Annotated in this window: 13 protein-coding genes and 1 pseudogene; 9 read left to right on the top strand and 5 right to left on the bottom strand. The window is 41.4% G+C overall.

Features of this window, described 5'->3' with window-relative positions:
- The first annotated feature begins 220 nt into the window (after positions 1-220).
- Positions 221-928 (top strand): TIGR02391 family protein, encoded by a 708-nt coding sequence (locus ACT6RZ_RS04480; protein ID WP_444700989.1) that lies wholly within the window; start codon positions 221-223, stop codon positions 926-928.
- Positions 929-999: 71 nt separating this feature from the next.
- Here the strand turns inward: ACT6RZ_RS04480 and ACT6RZ_RS04475 are convergent, their stop codons facing one another.
- Positions 1000-1281, bottom strand: a complete 282-nt coding sequence (locus ACT6RZ_RS04475; protein ID WP_444700988.1) for a helix-turn-helix domain-containing protein — start codon at positions 1279-1281, stop codon at positions 1000-1002.
- 159 nt (positions 1282-1440) lie between these two features.
- Between ACT6RZ_RS04475 and ACT6RZ_RS04470 the strand changes: the two genes are divergently transcribed.
- Both ACT6RZ_RS04470 and ACT6RZ_RS04465 read left to right on the top strand, forming a co-directional pair.
- The gene (locus ACT6RZ_RS04470) at positions 1441-1638 is read left to right on the top strand and encodes an AbrB/MazE/SpoVT family DNA-binding domain-containing protein (protein ID WP_444700987.1); all 198 of its coding nucleotides are present in this window, start codon (positions 1441-1443) and stop codon (positions 1636-1638) included.
- A gap of 52 nt (positions 1639-1690) precedes the next feature.
- Positions 1691-2086, top strand: a complete 396-nt coding sequence (locus ACT6RZ_RS04465; protein ID WP_444700986.1) for a hypothetical protein — start codon at positions 1691-1693, stop codon at positions 2084-2086.
- Between the two features lie 316 nt (positions 2087-2402).
- Here ACT6RZ_RS04465 and ACT6RZ_RS04460 read toward each other — a convergent pair whose 3' ends face one another.
- Positions 2403-2759: an ArsR/SmtB family transcription factor gene (locus tag ACT6RZ_RS04460; protein WP_444700985.1), complete on the bottom strand. Its 357-nt coding sequence runs from the start codon at positions 2757-2759 to the stop codon at positions 2403-2405.
- A 140-nt stretch (positions 2760-2899) separates the two neighbouring features.
- Between ACT6RZ_RS04460 and ACT6RZ_RS04455 the strand changes: the two genes are divergently transcribed.
- Together ACT6RZ_RS04455 and ACT6RZ_RS04450 are read left to right on the top strand one after the other, a co-directional pair.
- Entirely contained in the window at positions 2900-3418 is a 519-nt protein-coding gene (locus tag ACT6RZ_RS04455) for a hypothetical protein (RefSeq protein WP_444700984.1), read from the top strand.
- Positions 3358-3536: pseudogene (locus ACT6RZ_RS04450) on the top strand (c-type cytochrome); the annotation flags it as partial. The gene ACT6RZ_RS04455 and the pseudogene ACT6RZ_RS04450, both read left to right, overlap by 61 nt.
- A gap of 128 nt (positions 3537-3664) precedes the next feature.
- On the opposite strand, the gene ACT6RZ_RS04445 reads toward ACT6RZ_RS04450, so the two are convergent.
- The 3 genes from ACT6RZ_RS04445 to ACT6RZ_RS04435 form a co-directional block, all read right to left on the bottom strand.
- Entirely contained in the window at positions 3665-3856 is a 192-nt protein-coding gene (locus ACT6RZ_RS04445; protein WP_444700983.1) for a hypothetical protein, read from the bottom strand.
- Positions 3857-4103: 247 nt separating this feature from the next.
- Entirely contained in the window at positions 4104-4538 is a 435-nt protein-coding gene (gene flgB / locus ACT6RZ_RS04440; RefSeq protein WP_444700982.1) for a flagellar basal body rod protein FlgB, read from the bottom strand.
- 30 nt (positions 4539-4568) lie between these two features.
- Entirely contained in the window at positions 4569-6260 is a 1692-nt protein-coding gene (locus tag ACT6RZ_RS04435; protein ID WP_444700981.1) for a phosphoethanolamine transferase, read from the bottom strand.
- Positions 6261-6937: 677 nt separating this feature from the next.
- On the opposite strand from ACT6RZ_RS04435, the gene ACT6RZ_RS04430 reads away from it, so the two are divergent.
- The 4 genes from ACT6RZ_RS04430 (at position 6938) to ACT6RZ_RS04415 (ending at position 14848) form a co-directional block, all read left to right on the top strand.
- A complete protein-coding gene (locus ACT6RZ_RS04430) occupies positions 6938-8212 on the top strand; it encodes a TolC family protein (protein WP_444700980.1) in 1275 nt (424 codons plus the stop codon).
- Positions 8213-8221: 9 nt separating this feature from the next.
- Entirely contained in the window at positions 8222-9403 is a 1182-nt protein-coding gene (locus tag ACT6RZ_RS04425) for an efflux RND transporter periplasmic adaptor subunit (protein WP_444700979.1), read from the top strand.
- Positions 9404-9412: 9 nt separating this feature from the next.
- On the top strand, positions 9413-12511 hold the full coding sequence (locus tag ACT6RZ_RS04420; RefSeq protein WP_444700978.1) for an efflux RND transporter permease subunit: 3099 nt from the start codon (positions 9413-9415) through the stop codon (positions 12509-12511).
- A 75-nt stretch (positions 12512-12586) separates the two neighbouring features.
- Positions 12587-14848, top strand: coding sequence for a heavy metal translocating P-type ATPase (locus ACT6RZ_RS04415; RefSeq protein ID WP_444700977.1), 2262 nt, complete (start codon positions 12587-12589; stop codon positions 14846-14848).
- Positions 14849-14906 lie beyond the last annotated feature (58 nt).

The following is a 14906-nucleotide window of genomic DNA, read 5'->3' as shown; positions in this document are numbered from 1 at the left end:
TTCTTGAGAATTACCTATAAACCTAAAGAAGCAAGGGTATTTAACTGAAGATGACGTAAATAAAATGAATGATATTATTAAGCGAGTTGATGATGAAGAAAGAACAAAAATTAAAGACTACTACATGCATCATGAATGACGCATTATTGAATAAATCTGCGGATACCAGTCTGCAAAAAACAGGCCCCTATCAAAACAATCTATAAAACCAGGAATAAATATGCTTGAATGGACTGCCAATGTTTACCACATTCTCCGTGAAATAAACTTTAAGGCTATGGATTGCATTGAACATCTAAATGATGAAAATGATGAAGCAGCCAGGTTAGTTCAAGGATATTTAAGACAAGATTGGCAACAGTTAAATCAATTATTCACTCAAAAACAATTGGATAATAGCAATGTTGGAAATATGTCTAGGCACATTAGGTTTGGACAATTTGTAGACTATAAAGATATTATCAAATTTGATATCCCTGCTTGTGAATTGCAAGCCGAGGAATATGAGAGAAATGCCACTAACGAACCAAGAGTCATTGGATTTGAAGACTTACTACATCCAATTATTACTGCTAGTAGCCTAACTCAATATAAAGATGGCCATATTCGTGAAGCTGTACTGAACTCTATTACAGCGATATTTGATTTAATTAGAAGCAGAACGGGCATTAAAGAAGATGGCTCCAAGCTTGTTATTCAAGCTTTGTCATTAGAAAACCCCTATTTGATACTAAGTGAATTAGAAAGTGAATCTGGTAAAAATGACCAGAAAGGTTTTATCCAAATAATTCAAGGTGCCTATCAAGGAATTAGAAATCCTAAAGCTCATTCATTGAATCATGACTTAGATGAAATTAAAGCAGCTCAATATTTAGTGTTTGCCAGCCTATTGATAAGAAGAATTGATGAGGCCGCTAAAGCTTCATAACAAATGCGTATTATCACTTAACTGACCATTAGTTATTATCTACCGAGTTACAGCATTATTATGTTGTGACACTAATCTTCCAACTTCTTAAGATCTTCCATAATTCTAGCCATTAGATCTAAAGCAGATATATCTTTATCGTATGCAAGATATGCTTGAAAAACCATAGATACTGGATGCATGCCCATAACTTCTGATAATGCGTTCAATTTATCCATAGTTATAGACACCTCTCCTCGCTCAATGTAGCTAATATACGATCGTGAAGTTATTGGCTCAAAATCCTCTTGCACTAAGCCCGCTTGTTTTCTTGATCGGGCAAAAACCTTTCCAAAGGCTTTTTTGAGATCCATTGCAAATTCCTATTTTTGGGGAACTTGCATCTTTCCTTTGCGACCAATATATAACCACGCAACATATTGGTCATTTCTGGGATGAGCCATTATAAATTCTAATAATTAACGAATATTTGACCTCATACCACTAGGGTACGATACCCATTTGATGGGATAATGAACAATATATTGTTCATTTATTTGCCTATGTCGATGCGAACTACCTTAAAACAAATTGATGATGGATTTGAATTAGAAATACCACATGAATTTTTTGAGTTACTAAAATTGCGTATTGGGGATGAAGTTGATATCCGAGTTAAAGATAACTCAATAATCCTTAAGCCGGTTCCTCAAGAACTTAGGAAAGAGTGAAAGTTGTTACACAGGAAAATATTCATACTTCAAAATGACAAAGAAGATTAATGTGGCATCCCTTAAAGACTTCAACGCAGCTCATTTTTTAGCTGATAACAGAGACATCAGTGCTTATATCCGGATCGTGGAAGAAGAGGAAGATATCAGCGAATACAGCCACGCATTTTATACGGTATTTTTAGCGATAGGAGCTAATGCAGTTGCAAATGCTATGGGCATAAGTGTTGAACAAGTATGGGATGTACAAGAAGAACCATCTGAACATTTGGATAACTTGCAAAAGATGATAGGGCTATTTAAAGGCTTGCCAGACACTAGTAAAAACAACCCTCATGCAGGGGGGAACTTCGAAGATTTTTTGAAAGATCAAGGTATTTATGATGAGGTAACGGCCTCGGCAATTAGGCAGATTGAAATTCTGAAACAGGGTCTCGATAATGGATGATAAAGATGAAATGTCCTATAGGTGGTGCCGAGTTAGTACCTAATGTTCGTGATACGACATATCACTATAAGGGAGGTTACGAACGCTCACTACCAGCGTATTTAAAATTACCAAAGAATGTTGCCGCTCGCGCTTTGTTTAAAGGGGGCACTTAATTCTGTACGAGTTCTCCCACATGAAGTTCGTGCGTATGCGCATTTCAGTCGACATGCATAATGCAAAGAATGCGTCTGATACTGAAGTATTAGAATTACCTAGTGGGAGGCATCCGTCGCAAGGGATTCAGATCCGTTCTGACTACGCCTTGCATTAAGTTCTAAGTTGGACGACCTTCGCATTTAGCAAATAATGCAATGGCATCATCGCAATACTTGCAATGGCCTTCGCAACAGTCATGCATTAAAAAAGCCACAAGATCAGATAATGCTGTAAAAATAGCACTATAGATAATGGATCTGCCATCTCTGCGACTGATAACAAGTCCTGCTTTCTCAAGATGAGATAAATGAAACGAAATGCGTGAGGGAGCGGCACTCCCGAGCTTTTCGGCAATCTCTCCAGCGGATAATCCATCTGCGCCAGCCACAACCAGTAATCTGACAATTTTTAATCGTGTTTCTTGCGATATCGCCGCAAAGCTGGATAAAGCCTGCTTCTCATTCATGACTCTCATGTTCGCTACCTTGTTTGGTCTTACATGTTTGCTATAAAAAATAATGCCATTCCAGAGAATTATATTTCAATGATTGTTGAAATATAATTATAATCTTTTGCAGGCTATCTCAAAACCCAATCAACTCTTTGGTTAACTCTATGAATCACATCCGCGAAAAATTAGAACAACATCAGATCATCATTTATTTTTCGATGGTCATCATCGCTGCATTAGTGGCATTTACGTTGCCAATCAATACTTCCAGTATGGAGGCTTTAATTAATCCGGCATTGGCATTGATGTTGTTTGTTACATTCCTCCAAGTCCCCATTGCAGAGCTTAAGAATGCGTTTAAACAAACAAAATTCATAGCAGCTTTATTAATCACTAACTTTCTAGTGATTCCAATGTTGGTTGGATTATTAATCCAGTTACTCCCTGAAATTTCCATGTTAAAACTGGGTTTCTTGCTGGTACTACTGACACCCTGTATCGATTATGTCGTCACCTTTTCGCATCTTGGCCGTGCGGATGCGCGTTTATTGCTTGCTGCAACACCAATCCTTTTATTGGTCCAAATGCTACTGCTACCGGTTTATCTGAATATCTTTCTGAGCCCAGCTATAAGGAAGTTGCCGCAAAATATAAAGGAGACAAAGAGGCTGAGCCACGACTAATTGCTAAAGTGAAAGCTGGCGGGAGCGGTGTTGGGGAGCTATTCCGATGCCGCCTAATAGTCCCCGCGTCAAAGACGAAGATATCAAAACTATCGTTCAGTGGGTTCTAACGAATTAGCGAGATAACAATTAATCGAAAGGAATTGTGATGGCCCTCAAGTCAGTCTTTCTGGCTTGAGGGCCACGATAAGTGATGGAGCAATTGTGCTACGAGTGTTCGACCATAAACCTAAACACATCAAGTTTCTATTTTGAATTATCCGCGATTAACTTAAACTGTTTTTGGCAGGCTTCGGAAATCTCATTTTTACTTTTTCGCAATAATTCCACTTCCTCCTGACTCAACATCCCAGGTCCTTTACCTGCACGCAATTGCATGAGTTTTGCAGTAGATGGCGTTATAGAATGTGCAGTAGGTTTATGGCTTTTTGAATTCATAACTCACATTCCGCGACTTTAAATAACAATAAAAAGAATTGTAATCTGGTTAAACACTAATAGCATTGAGTATTTTCTCAATCTCTATAAATCCTGAGGATGATACTGCAGTAGCAATCGGAGTGCCCTCTAAAACTGGGTGCAGTTTATTTAGAGACATTCATCCGTTTTTGACTCAGAGCCTTACGTCCATTTAGGTGTCTAGCATATGATTGGAATGCAACCCTTTATCTAAAGATATTGTCAGTTAGTTTTCACCTTTAATCGCAGTCATCATTTCTTTAACTTTGTCTGTCACAAAAGTTAAGCCTGCTTCATAACGAACACTGTTGTCCACATACGCATTTCTCTCTAAATCCATATCTACAGTATTACCATCTACAGAGCCTTGTACAAGGGAGCGAAATAGAACATCTCCAGCGTGCCCCTTTACTTGATCTACATCACCACTCTTATGTTCACTATTAGTTTGATTTAAGAGGCTGGCTCGTTGCTCTACAGGATTAGCCCCAGCTGCTTGCTGCATAGCTGATTGCATAGCAGCTTTAAAATCAATATCACGGGCTTTATATTGGGGTGTATCAGCATTTGCGATGTTTGAAGAAAGCAATTCTTGTCGCTGACTGCGGATACGTAGTGCGGTTTGATGAATGTTTAGTTCGGCATCCAGTTTTTTCAACATCGTTTTTCTCCCGAAATTGCATATTTAAAATTAACTTGATAAATCTTTATCTTCTACAGCAGTAACAGCATCATGATCTAATGAATTTTGTAAATGTCTTGCGGCTTCAATATATGGCTTACACATTTTGCTGTTGAAGTCATATACCACTAACAACGAGCAGAAGACATCATCGTGACTCAGTGCAAGATTTTTGTGCTGCCTCAAATGGCTCTCTGGGAATGCGGAGGAGTTTCCAGTCCATACAATCAGTGGAATTTTTGTTTGTTCTTTGGGAGCAATCACAACAGGCGCTGCGTGAAGATACATCCCATATTCGCCTAGAGACTCACCATGATCGGCGATGTAAATCATGCCGACATCGTAGTTTTCTTCGTATGGCTTCAGAAACTTGATCACTTTAGATAAGAAGTAATCGGTGTAGAGAATCGCATTATCGTAAGCATTGTCGATTTGTTGCTTAGTGCAATCTTTGAGCTCATTCGATTTACATACCGGGCTAAACTTCTCAAATGCTGCTGGGTAACGTCTGAAATATTCAGGCCCGTGATTACCCATTTGATGCAAGACGATGAGTATGTCCTTTTCACCTTTCGACTGAATATGTTTATCAAGGCCTTCGAGCATGCCAACATCCCTGCACTCGGGATCACAGATTGGATTCAGGTTCGTTGATTGAAAATTCTGATATTCAACTCTAAGTGCCACACCTTTTGAATCAGAATTGTTGTCACGCCATAAAACATCGACGCCGTTCCTGGCTAATACATCTATCACATTCTCTTGCTGAAGCGCTGACTCCTTATCATAACCACGTTGGCCTAATGAAGAAAACATGCAAGGAACAGAGACACTGGTGGAGGTGCCGCAGGATGAAACGTTACTAAAACTCACCACATTTGTGGCTTGTAGGTTAGGGTTAGTTAATCGCTGATACCCATTCAATGAGAACCTGTCATACCTTGCAGTTTCGCCCACAACGACAATCATTAGCTTCCGCTTATGATTGCTTTCTGAACTTCTGAAAGCGTCTGCTGCAATAGACTTTAAGGGGACGTTACGGGCTTCAAATACCTTGGCTTCTTGATTTATATATTTATACGCCGAATAAATTGAAAATGTTGGATTGGCATAAAACCTTACAATTTTGTGTTCTCTAATAAATGAAGCGTAACCAGCAGTAAATGGTATTACTACCAATACAGCTGTCAGAGACAGGGTGGAAATGGTTTTGAAGCGGCTTTTTAACTCTTGCGATAAATTCAGTTTTTCAGGGAAATATCTAATCACAAAAAATGCCGGAATAAGACCTAAGATTATTAATCTAGCTATCAACTCAAATGAAATTAATCCTTGCAATTCTCTACCGTCAGTTTGGGCTACGTTATCCATCATCGTGTGGTCAATGACTACTCCAAAGCTATCCATGAAGTATGCATTGAGTGAGGAAACAATCAAAAGAATGGCCAAAACCCATTTTGCAGATTTACCTACACAGAGTATTTGAGTAACAATTGCAAGTGTTACGAAAAAGAATATGAATAACGAGACCAGAAATGGAAGATTGTTAAAACTAAGTGGATATGTTCTAAGCAGGTTTTGACAAAGCGAAATGTTGCCAGTGCCCATGATAAATAACGAAGCCAGTGTGATCCATGCGGTCTGAGTCCGTGGAAATGATAGATACTTTGTGATATTTGATTTTAAATTATCTAAAAACATTTGGCTTAGCTGTCTAATGGCAATCATTAGTAATTAGCAAGCCATATGCCAACTTTTATTTATTTGATTTTAAAGGGTTTATTTATAAAACTATCATAAACCCTGCAAGTTTTGCAGAATCAAGAATTTTTACCCTGCAGATTTTGCAGCAATTTATGGAAATCAATATGCATTGTGGTTCAGTACATTTTGATACACGGAAATGATTGACTAATCAAAGGGTTATTGTTAAATTTGAAGTGTATGCTTCAAATTTTCAAAAAATTCATGGCTTTTCTTACGCTGATCTCAGTCTTGAGCTCAACGGCGTGGGCATTCTCGCCTGAAGTTTTATTTGATGATTCAGTTACTGCGCAAACTGTAAAGCAAGACATTCATTTGATTCAGAGGTCGGCAATGCATTCAGGTAAAGAGGTTAGCAATACGACTCTACCTGAGTCATTTTGTAATCATGCTTGCCATATTTCTGCGCACATTCTTGGCATTGTTACGGCCGAGGCCACAAACCAAGTTTTACCATTAGATACGACAATCTATAATGTCGAATCTAATGATCAATTCACCAATCCAGTCCTGAAAAGCCTCTACAGGCCCCCTGCGCTCGTTTAGCCAATTTTTCTAAGATGCTGAAGAGATTCACGCATCTTGATTATTGAACTAACGAATGAGGTCTTACCTTGTATAAATCTACATCTATAAGATGGCTATTTGTATTAGCTTTCTTAATTTGCTCTGCTATCAAAGCTGAACCATTAACGCTTGAAGCGGCATGGAATATTGCTGCCCAGAGCAATCCAGGTCTTAAACGCTTAATCGCCAATCAGAGTATTCCAGCTGGTGAATTTCAAGACGCTTCTGGTCCTCTTTATTACAATCCTACACTTAATCTTGAAGGCAGAACGCGCCGTATTGCTCAAACAGGTGCGTTAGATCCTTATCGCGGTGAATATGGCATAGGTATTTCTCAAACATTTGAGATTGCAGGTCAGCAACGTTTTCGTAGGCAAGCCGCTGATAAGAGCAAAACCGCTATTGCCCAAGACATTGCAGAAGAGTATCGGGCATTGCATGCGCAATTAGAAGAGCAGTTTATTACTGTGCTTGCTGTCCAGAAACGAATAGAAGTTGAGCAGCATATCCTTAGACTCATTGAACAGAATACTCAATTGTCAAGAAAGCGAGTGAGCGCCGGAGAAGACAGTTTGCTGGATGGAAACCTGGCTATCGTTGATGCTGAGCGTGCGCGTAACCAACTAATATCTTTAAATGAGCAGTTAATACGTGCAAGAACTCAACTAGCAGCCACCATGCAGCTTAAGGCAAATGATTTTCCCGAGGTCGCTGGGGAATTAACCCCTGTTCAAACACAGTACACACTTCAGGACCTATTCACCAAGCTTGATACTCGCCCAGGCATCCAATCCCTGACGAGTAAAGAAGCTTCAGCCAGATCACGTTTGGAACTACAGAAAAGCATGCGCTATCCAGATTTGACTGTGTCTCTTATCAACACTACTGAGGCAAGTCTGGCAGGCAGCGACAATATTTCATCCATCGGTGTATCCATGCCCTTGCCCATTTTCCGTAGGAACGCTGCGGGCATCGGCAGAGCAACAGCCGAACTCACGCAGTCGGAAATCAACCTGACTTCTGAAACGCGTAATGCCAAAGCTACTATCGAAGCAGCCTGGCTGCGCCGAGACAATATTCGTGATCGAGTTAAGCGCTTAAATAGTGAGGTTTATCCAAAACTAGAGGAGAACCTGACTCTTTCCAAAAAAGCTTTTGAGAATGGTGAAATAGGACTGCCTCAATTATTGATTGTGCAACGACAAGTTGTAGATGCACAACGCGACATTATCGATGCACAAAAGGATTTGCGCTTAGTTCAGATTGAACTGGAATATATATCCGGCTGGCTATCACCAATGGCTTCGGCCGTAAAAGAATAGGAAACTATAATGCTAAAGTTCCTCCAACAACTATATGTATTTGCACTGATTTTCTCAGCAATTATCTTTTTCATGCTTCTTACTGGGTGCAGTTCTAAAGAAGCTTCAACCCCTGAAACTGAAACAATCTCCTCTTCAACCAAAGAGAGTGACCCCAGTGAAAATGTCATCAAGCTGAACAATGCTGACATCCAACAGAGCCAATTAACCATTGCCCCGGTATTCAAGCAATCTGTCCAAGATCAATTGATATTTACCGCCAACATTCAGGCGAATCAAAACAAACTTGCTCACGTCACTCCTCGGATTGAAGGCAAGCTTTCTAAAGTAATTGCCAATCTGGGAGACCGTGTTAAGACGGGCCAGACTTTAGCTGAAATCGACAGTATTCAGATGGGTGAAGCAAGAGCGCAGTATAGAAGCTCAAAAACAGATTTAGCTCTTGCTCAGGCTAATTTTGATCGGATTTCAAGGCTGTACGAAGATAAGGTTGTACCACAGAAACAATTCATTGAATCCCAATCTGCTTTGGAGAGAGCTAAGTCGTCACTTTATGCAGACTCTGAGAGATTACGTATGTACGGTGGCTTATCAGAACAAAATGGCTCAACCTATCTGCTCAAGGCTCCATTTGATGGCACTGTCATTGAGAAAAATGTCGTAATTGGTGAGTTAGCAAGTCCAGCGAATACCATTTTCACTATTGCAGACATGTCCTCTGTATGGATTGATGCAGATGTACCAGAAAGCGACTTGCAATCATTAGCTGTTGGTAAATCAGCAAGTGTGACAGTGACTGCTTACCCAAATGAAGTTTTTGAAGGAAAAGTAAACTACCTATCAAGCATGGTTGATAAGACGACTCGAACAGTCAAAGCGAGAATAGAGCTTCCCAACCCTGACCTTAAACTACGGATAGATATGTTTGCGAAAGTACTACTTAGCCACACTAGTACCAAGCAAGTGCTGGTAGTTCCAAATGCAGCAGTCGTCATGGTACAAGGCATTCCCAACGTTTATGTAAACTTAAAAAATGGAGGCTTCATTTCGAGGGCAGTTGAGTTAGGTGCCAGATATAACGAGTTAATTGAAATTAAATCTGGCCTCACTGAAGGTGAGATGGTTGTTCAGACTGGCGTGTATGCTCTTAAAGCCAGGCAGCTCAAATCTCAAATTAGCGATGAGCACTAGGAGAACAATATGCTTAATTGGATATTAGAGGCTGCGCTTAAATACAAGCTACTGGTCATTCTGGCATTTATCGTTGCTGCCTTCTTTGGTGTCAGGGCCTGGCAGCTGGTACCATTAGATGCTTTCCCAGATGTCACACCAGTACAAGTTAACGTGTACACGGAATCACCAGGACTTGCTTCCGAAGATGTCGAAAAACTTATTACGTTTCCAGTAGAAAGCTCTTTAGCCGGTTTAAAAGGGATTGAGGAAATCAGGTCTGTCTCACTTTTTGGACTGTCTTATGTCAGCGTTTATTTCACTGACTCCACAGACATCCAGCAAGCTCGCTTCCTGGTAAGTGAGAAATTAGCAGATGCACGCTCCAGAATGCCAGCAGGATATGGAGAACCAACCCTGGGGCCAAACACTTCTGGTTTAGGTCAGGTGCTTTGGTATACCCTCAAGTCGGACAACCAATCAACCACTGACTTACGGACCATACATGATTGGAATGTAAGAATGGTGATGCGTACTGTACCTGGTGTTGACGATATCACCTCTTGGGGTGGCAACGAGAAACAATTCCAAGTTCAAATCGACCCTCAAAACCTTTTTAAATATGGACTGACATTCTCAGAAGTAATTGAGAGATTAACCGCTAACAATCATCAAGTTGGAGGTCAATACCTCAATATTGGGCAAGAACAATTCTTAGTTCGCGGTATGGGTTTAGTTAAAAATAGCCGCGACATAGAACGTATCGTTGTTTCTGAAAATCAGGGCACACCAGTTTATGTAGAAAATATCGCCAAAGTCATTGAAGGTGCTGGTCCCAGATTTGGAGCTGTTACTCAGGATGGTAAAGAAGTGGTGTTGGGCATGGTGCTTGCCAGAATTGGTGAAAATGCTCAGCAAGTTGTTGATGCTGCCAAAGAAAAACTGAAGCTGGTTAAAGCTACCTTACCTAAAGGTGTAATACTGGAAACGGTTTATGACCGTACAGCAATCATTGATAAAGCTATCAACATGGCTGATCGAGCAATGGTTGAAGGTGCTTTACTTGTGATTGCTGTGCTCTTCATGCTACTTGGCGAGGTACGCTCTGCTCTGGTTGTTGTAGTTGCGATACCAATGGGACGCTTGATTGCCTTCATCTTCATGGAGAGATATGGGATATCTGCAAATCTTATGTCGCTGGGTGGCTTAATTATTGGCTTGGGTATGACAATTGATGGCCCGCTGGTTCTTGTAGAAAACTGCTTCCGTCGATTAGCCCATTATGCAGGCCAAAGTGTTGATAGAACCAAAATCGTGCTTGACGCTTCAAGAGAAGTCATCAATCCGATTACCTTTGGCGTGCTCATCATTACAGTCGTATTTCTCCCCATCTTCTCTCTTACTGGGCTAGAGGGAAAACTGTTCAAGCCGCTGGCAATCAACATGACGTTTGCGATGATTGGTTCGATGATTTTGACGCTAACGCTGATCCCGGTTCTCTGCTCCCTGGTTTTAAAACCTAAGGAAGAAAAAGATCCCTGGCTGATTCGCCTGTTGAAACCTAAGTATATCTCTCTTCTTAAATTAAGCCTTGCACACAAAAAAATCGTTGTTGGTGCAACTGGTATTGCCTTTATAGCTGCACTGGCGATGTTCCCATTTTTGGGCAAAGAGTTTATGCCAAATCTGCAAGAGCAGGACATTCTCTTTCGAGTGACTGGCATCCCCTCCACCTCATTGGAGCAATCGATTTCAGTTTCAGATCGTGTGGCTAAAAGTTTGAAAAAAATGCCTCAAGTTCGAAGCAGCCTTGCCATGATTGGTCGCCCTGAAAAAGGTGAGACTGCCGATGTGAACTACATGGAAATTCTGGTTCACTTGAAGCCGGTGGATGCTTGGCCTGAACATATTACTTATGGCGAGCTGGCAGCAAATCTACAAGCACAAGTTGAGAAAGATGTTCCTGAAGCTGTGATATCGGCTTCGCAGCCAATTCAATCCCGTGTGGAAGAGTTGATCTCCGGTGTCAGGGCGACTTTATCTGCAAAAGTCTACGGTGAGGATCTTGCTACCATTGACCGTATTGCCAATCAGGTAAAAGGCGTTGTTGCTAAGGTGAACGGTGTAACTGATCTTGCTCTGGAGGCTAATGTAGGTAAGCCTCAACTTATCATTAACGTTGATAGAGAGGCAATTGCGCGTTATGGCATCAACGCTGATGATGTGCTCCAAGTGGTGCAATCAGGAATTGGTGGTAAACCAGTATCCACGCTGATTGATGGTGTTAAACGATTTGCCATCCAAGTTTGGCTCCAGCCGGAATATAGAAGCGATATTCGAGCAATTAATGACATTCCAATCTCGACCGCACAAGGTGCATTAATACCACTCTCACAAGTAGCAAGTGTTGAGACCGAAGAAGGTTATTCGTTTGTTAGACGTGAGCAGTTGCAGCGTTATGCAGTTATCCAAATGGACGTTCAAGGTCGCGATATTGATGGTTTTGTTAAAGAAGCCCAAGCGGCCATTGATCAGAAAGTAAAACTGCCTACTGGTTATTGGATTCAATGGGGTGGTGCATTTGAGAACCAGCAGCGTGCAATGACCAAGCTGGCAATCATTGTCCCACTCACCATCGGCTTAATTTTCGTCCTTCTATATACGGCATTCCATTCACTTCGATATGCAGGCCTGATTATCGCCAATGTGCCATTTGCAGCGATTGGTGGCATTTTCTCACTGGCAATCGCAGGGCAATACCTTTCAGTACCAGCTGCTATCGGATTTATAGCTGTATTCGGGGTATCCATGTTGAACGGTATTGTATTGGTCGAATTCATTAATAGCCTTCGTGAAGAAGGAAAAACCATTGATGAAGCTGTGTTAGAAGGCACAACCCTTCGCTTGAGACCCGTGTTGATGACGGCAATGGTCGAAATTTTCGGACTGATTCCATTTCTGCTTGCGACAGGCGTAGGTTCTGAAATTCTGCGTCCACTTGCTGTGGTGGTCATTGGTGGTTTGTTAACTGCAACAGCATTGACATTAGTTTTCTTACCCGTTGCTTATGACTGGATGGAAACCAGAAGAGAAGCAAATCAAAAAGTAACTACTGGCAAAAATAATTAATTACCGTACAAGGCTCAGGGGTGCTTGCAGCCCCAACAAATTATTTAAATTTTATGAATTCATTAGGAGCATGCCGTGAATGATTCAAAACGCACTAAAAGCAATGATAAAAGCTGTCAGGATTGTTGTAGCAGTACACCTGAGGAGATGACAACTGAAATCAGTGAGGATAGTACTAGTGAAGCAAGTCTTGGCCCTTCTACAGGAAATGACTTCGCCAAATTTAGAATTGATGAAATGGATTGCGCGGCCGAGGAAGCAGAAATTCGTCGTGCTTTAGGAAAAATCGAAACCATACGCAGTCTTAGATTTAACTTGGGCAAAAGGGAGTTAGTAATTGATGCGGATGCGAAAAGCGTCTTACAAGCCATGGAGGCCATTCGTAAGGCAGGCTTTACTCCAAATCTGATTGATGAAGACTCTGACTCCTCAAGCGTGATAGAACTGGAAAAGGGCTTTTGGGAAACTTGGGGAAAATTACTAGTTGCATTAACTTTGTCGGCAGTGGCTGAGATACTTGATTTTTCGTTCCCGGACGCTCAGGAAGTTAACAACCTGGGCATGGCCTTGGCAGGCATTGCAATTGTCATGGCCGGATTGGATGTTTATGTGAAAGGCCTAAAAGCACTTATAAAAGGTCGCTTAAATATCAATGCGTTAATGGCAGTAGCCGTCACTGGTGCTTTCTTAATCGGCCAGTGGCCTGAAGCAGCAATGGTGATGGCACTTTACGCTATTGCGGAAGCTATCGAAGCCAAGGCAGTGGATAGAGCTCGTAATGCCATCAAAAGTTTGATGGCCCTCACTCCTGAGAATGCAGAGGTTCAACAATCGGATGGCTCATGGGGACGAGATTTAGTTAAAAATATTCAGCTAGACGCAAAAGTACGTATCAAGCCAGGCGAGCGTATCCCTCTAGACGGGATTGTTACTGCAGGCCAAAGCGCAGTTGATCAGTCTCCAGTTACTGGAGAGAGCTTGCCGATTGATAAATCCCCTGCAGACGAAGTATACGCAGGCACCATTAACCAAGCAGCTGAGTTGGAAATCAGAGTAACTGCGCTTTCGACAAACAGCACGATCTCTAGAATCATTACCGCTGTTGAGCAAGCCCAAGGGTCAAGAGCCCCTACTCAACGGTTTGTAGATAGATTTGCGGCAGTTTACACACCCGCTGTATTTGTGCTCGCACTTGCTGTTGCACTTTTGATGCCTTGGTTGATGGGTTGGACCTGGATGCAATCCATTTACAAGGCCTTGGTATTGTTAGTGATAGCCTGCCCATGTGCTTTAGTAATATCTACACCTGTGACGGTTGTCAGTGGTTTAGCTGCGGCAGCAAAACGAGGCATTTTAATTAAGGGGGGCGTCTATCTTGAAGAAGCACGCAAGATTAAAGCTGTGGCATTAGATAAAACAGGGACAATCACTGCAGGCAAACCTAAGTTAGTGGCCTTTGCGCTCATTGATAGTGATATAAATAAAGCTGAAATCGAGAGTATTGCTGTCAGTTTGGCATATAGATCTGATCATCCTGTTTCCAAAGCAATATCTGAAGATTCATCTGCCACATTAAAAGATGTGGCAGATTTTAAAGCAGTCGCCGGTAGAGGTGTCCAAGGCTTAATCGAAAATAAAACTTACTACCTAGCCAATCATCGATGGATTAAAGAGCTTAATCTTAATACTGAAAACCTGGAAATTCAGCTTAGTTCGTATTTGAATGCCGGAAGAACAGTGTCCTTGCTTGCGAATGACGAGAAGGTACTGGGAGTTTTTGCAGTCGCAGACACTATCAAACCATTCTCTACTATTGCAATTCAAGAATTGAAGCAATTAGGTGTTACTCCAGTCATGTTGACTGGGGACAATTCAGCAACAGCACAAAACGTTGGACTGCAGGCTGGGATCACTGAGATTAAAGGAAATTTATTACCAGAAGATAAACTTAAAGAAATTGAAGCCCTCCAGCAAAGATATGGCATAACGGCGATGACCGGCGATGGCATCAATGATGCACCGGCATTGGCAAGAGCTGACATTGGTTTTGCAATGGGTGCTGCTGGAACTCACACTGCTATGGAGGCTGCTGATATTCTGGTGATGAATGACGACCTTCGCCGTTTGCCAGAAACAATTCGCCTGTCTAAAAAAACCCATACCATTTTATGGCAAAACATAGCTATTGCTCTTGGTATTAAGTTTATTTTCTTAATACTCGCTCTTTTTGCAAACGCAACCATGTGGATGGCAGTATTTGCGGACATGGGTGCCAGTTTGTTGGTAGTTATGAATGGTTTAAGACTAATTCATTATGACGCCATAAAAGAAGGGTAGATGCTGTATAGGATCTAATGTCCATGATTATGGAAGACCTGAAGAATTGGAAGGCTAG

This window comes from Methylophilus sp. (genome assembly GCF_052437885.1).
Classification (GTDB): domain Bacteria; phylum Pseudomonadota; class Gammaproteobacteria; order Burkholderiales; family Methylophilaceae; genus Methylophilus.
The sequence above is the reverse complement of the archived record's forward strand: the minus strand, read 5'-3'. Positions and strand labels throughout refer to the sequence as shown.

Coding starts and splice junctions, on each gene's coding strand:
- ACT6RZ_RS04480 (WP_444700989.1), top strand. CDS start 221: ATGCTTGAATGGACTGCCAATGTTTACCACATTCTCCGTGAAATAAAC.
- ACT6RZ_RS04475 (WP_444700988.1), bottom strand. CDS start 1,281: ATGGATCTCAAAAAAGCCTTTGGAAAGGTTTTTGCCCGATCAAGAAAA.
- ACT6RZ_RS04470 (WP_444700987.1), top strand. CDS start 1,441: ATGAACAATATATTGTTCATTTATTTGCCTATGTCGATGCGAACTACC.
- ACT6RZ_RS04460 (WP_444700985.1), bottom strand. CDS start 2,759: ATGAGAGTCATGAATGAGAAGCAGGCTTTATCCAGCTTTGCGGCGATA.
- ACT6RZ_RS04455 (WP_444700984.1), top strand. CDS start 2,900: ATGAATCACATCCGCGAAAAATTAGAACAACATCAGATCATCATTTAT.
- ACT6RZ_RS04445 (WP_444700983.1), bottom strand. CDS start 3,856: ATGAATTCAAAAAGCCATAAACCTACTGCACATTCTATAACGCCATCT.
- flgB (WP_444700982.1), bottom strand. CDS start 4,538: ATGTTGAAAAAACTGGATGCCGAACTAAACATTCATCAAACCGCACTA.
- ACT6RZ_RS04435 (WP_444700981.1), bottom strand. CDS start 6,260: ATGTTTTTAGATAATTTAAAATCAAATATCACAAAGTATCTATCATTT.
- ACT6RZ_RS04425 (WP_444700979.1), top strand. CDS start 8,222: ATGCTAAAGTTCCTCCAACAACTATATGTATTTGCACTGATTTTCTCA.
- ACT6RZ_RS04420 (WP_444700978.1), top strand. CDS start 9,413: ATGCTTAATTGGATATTAGAGGCTGCGCTTAAATACAAGCTACTGGTC.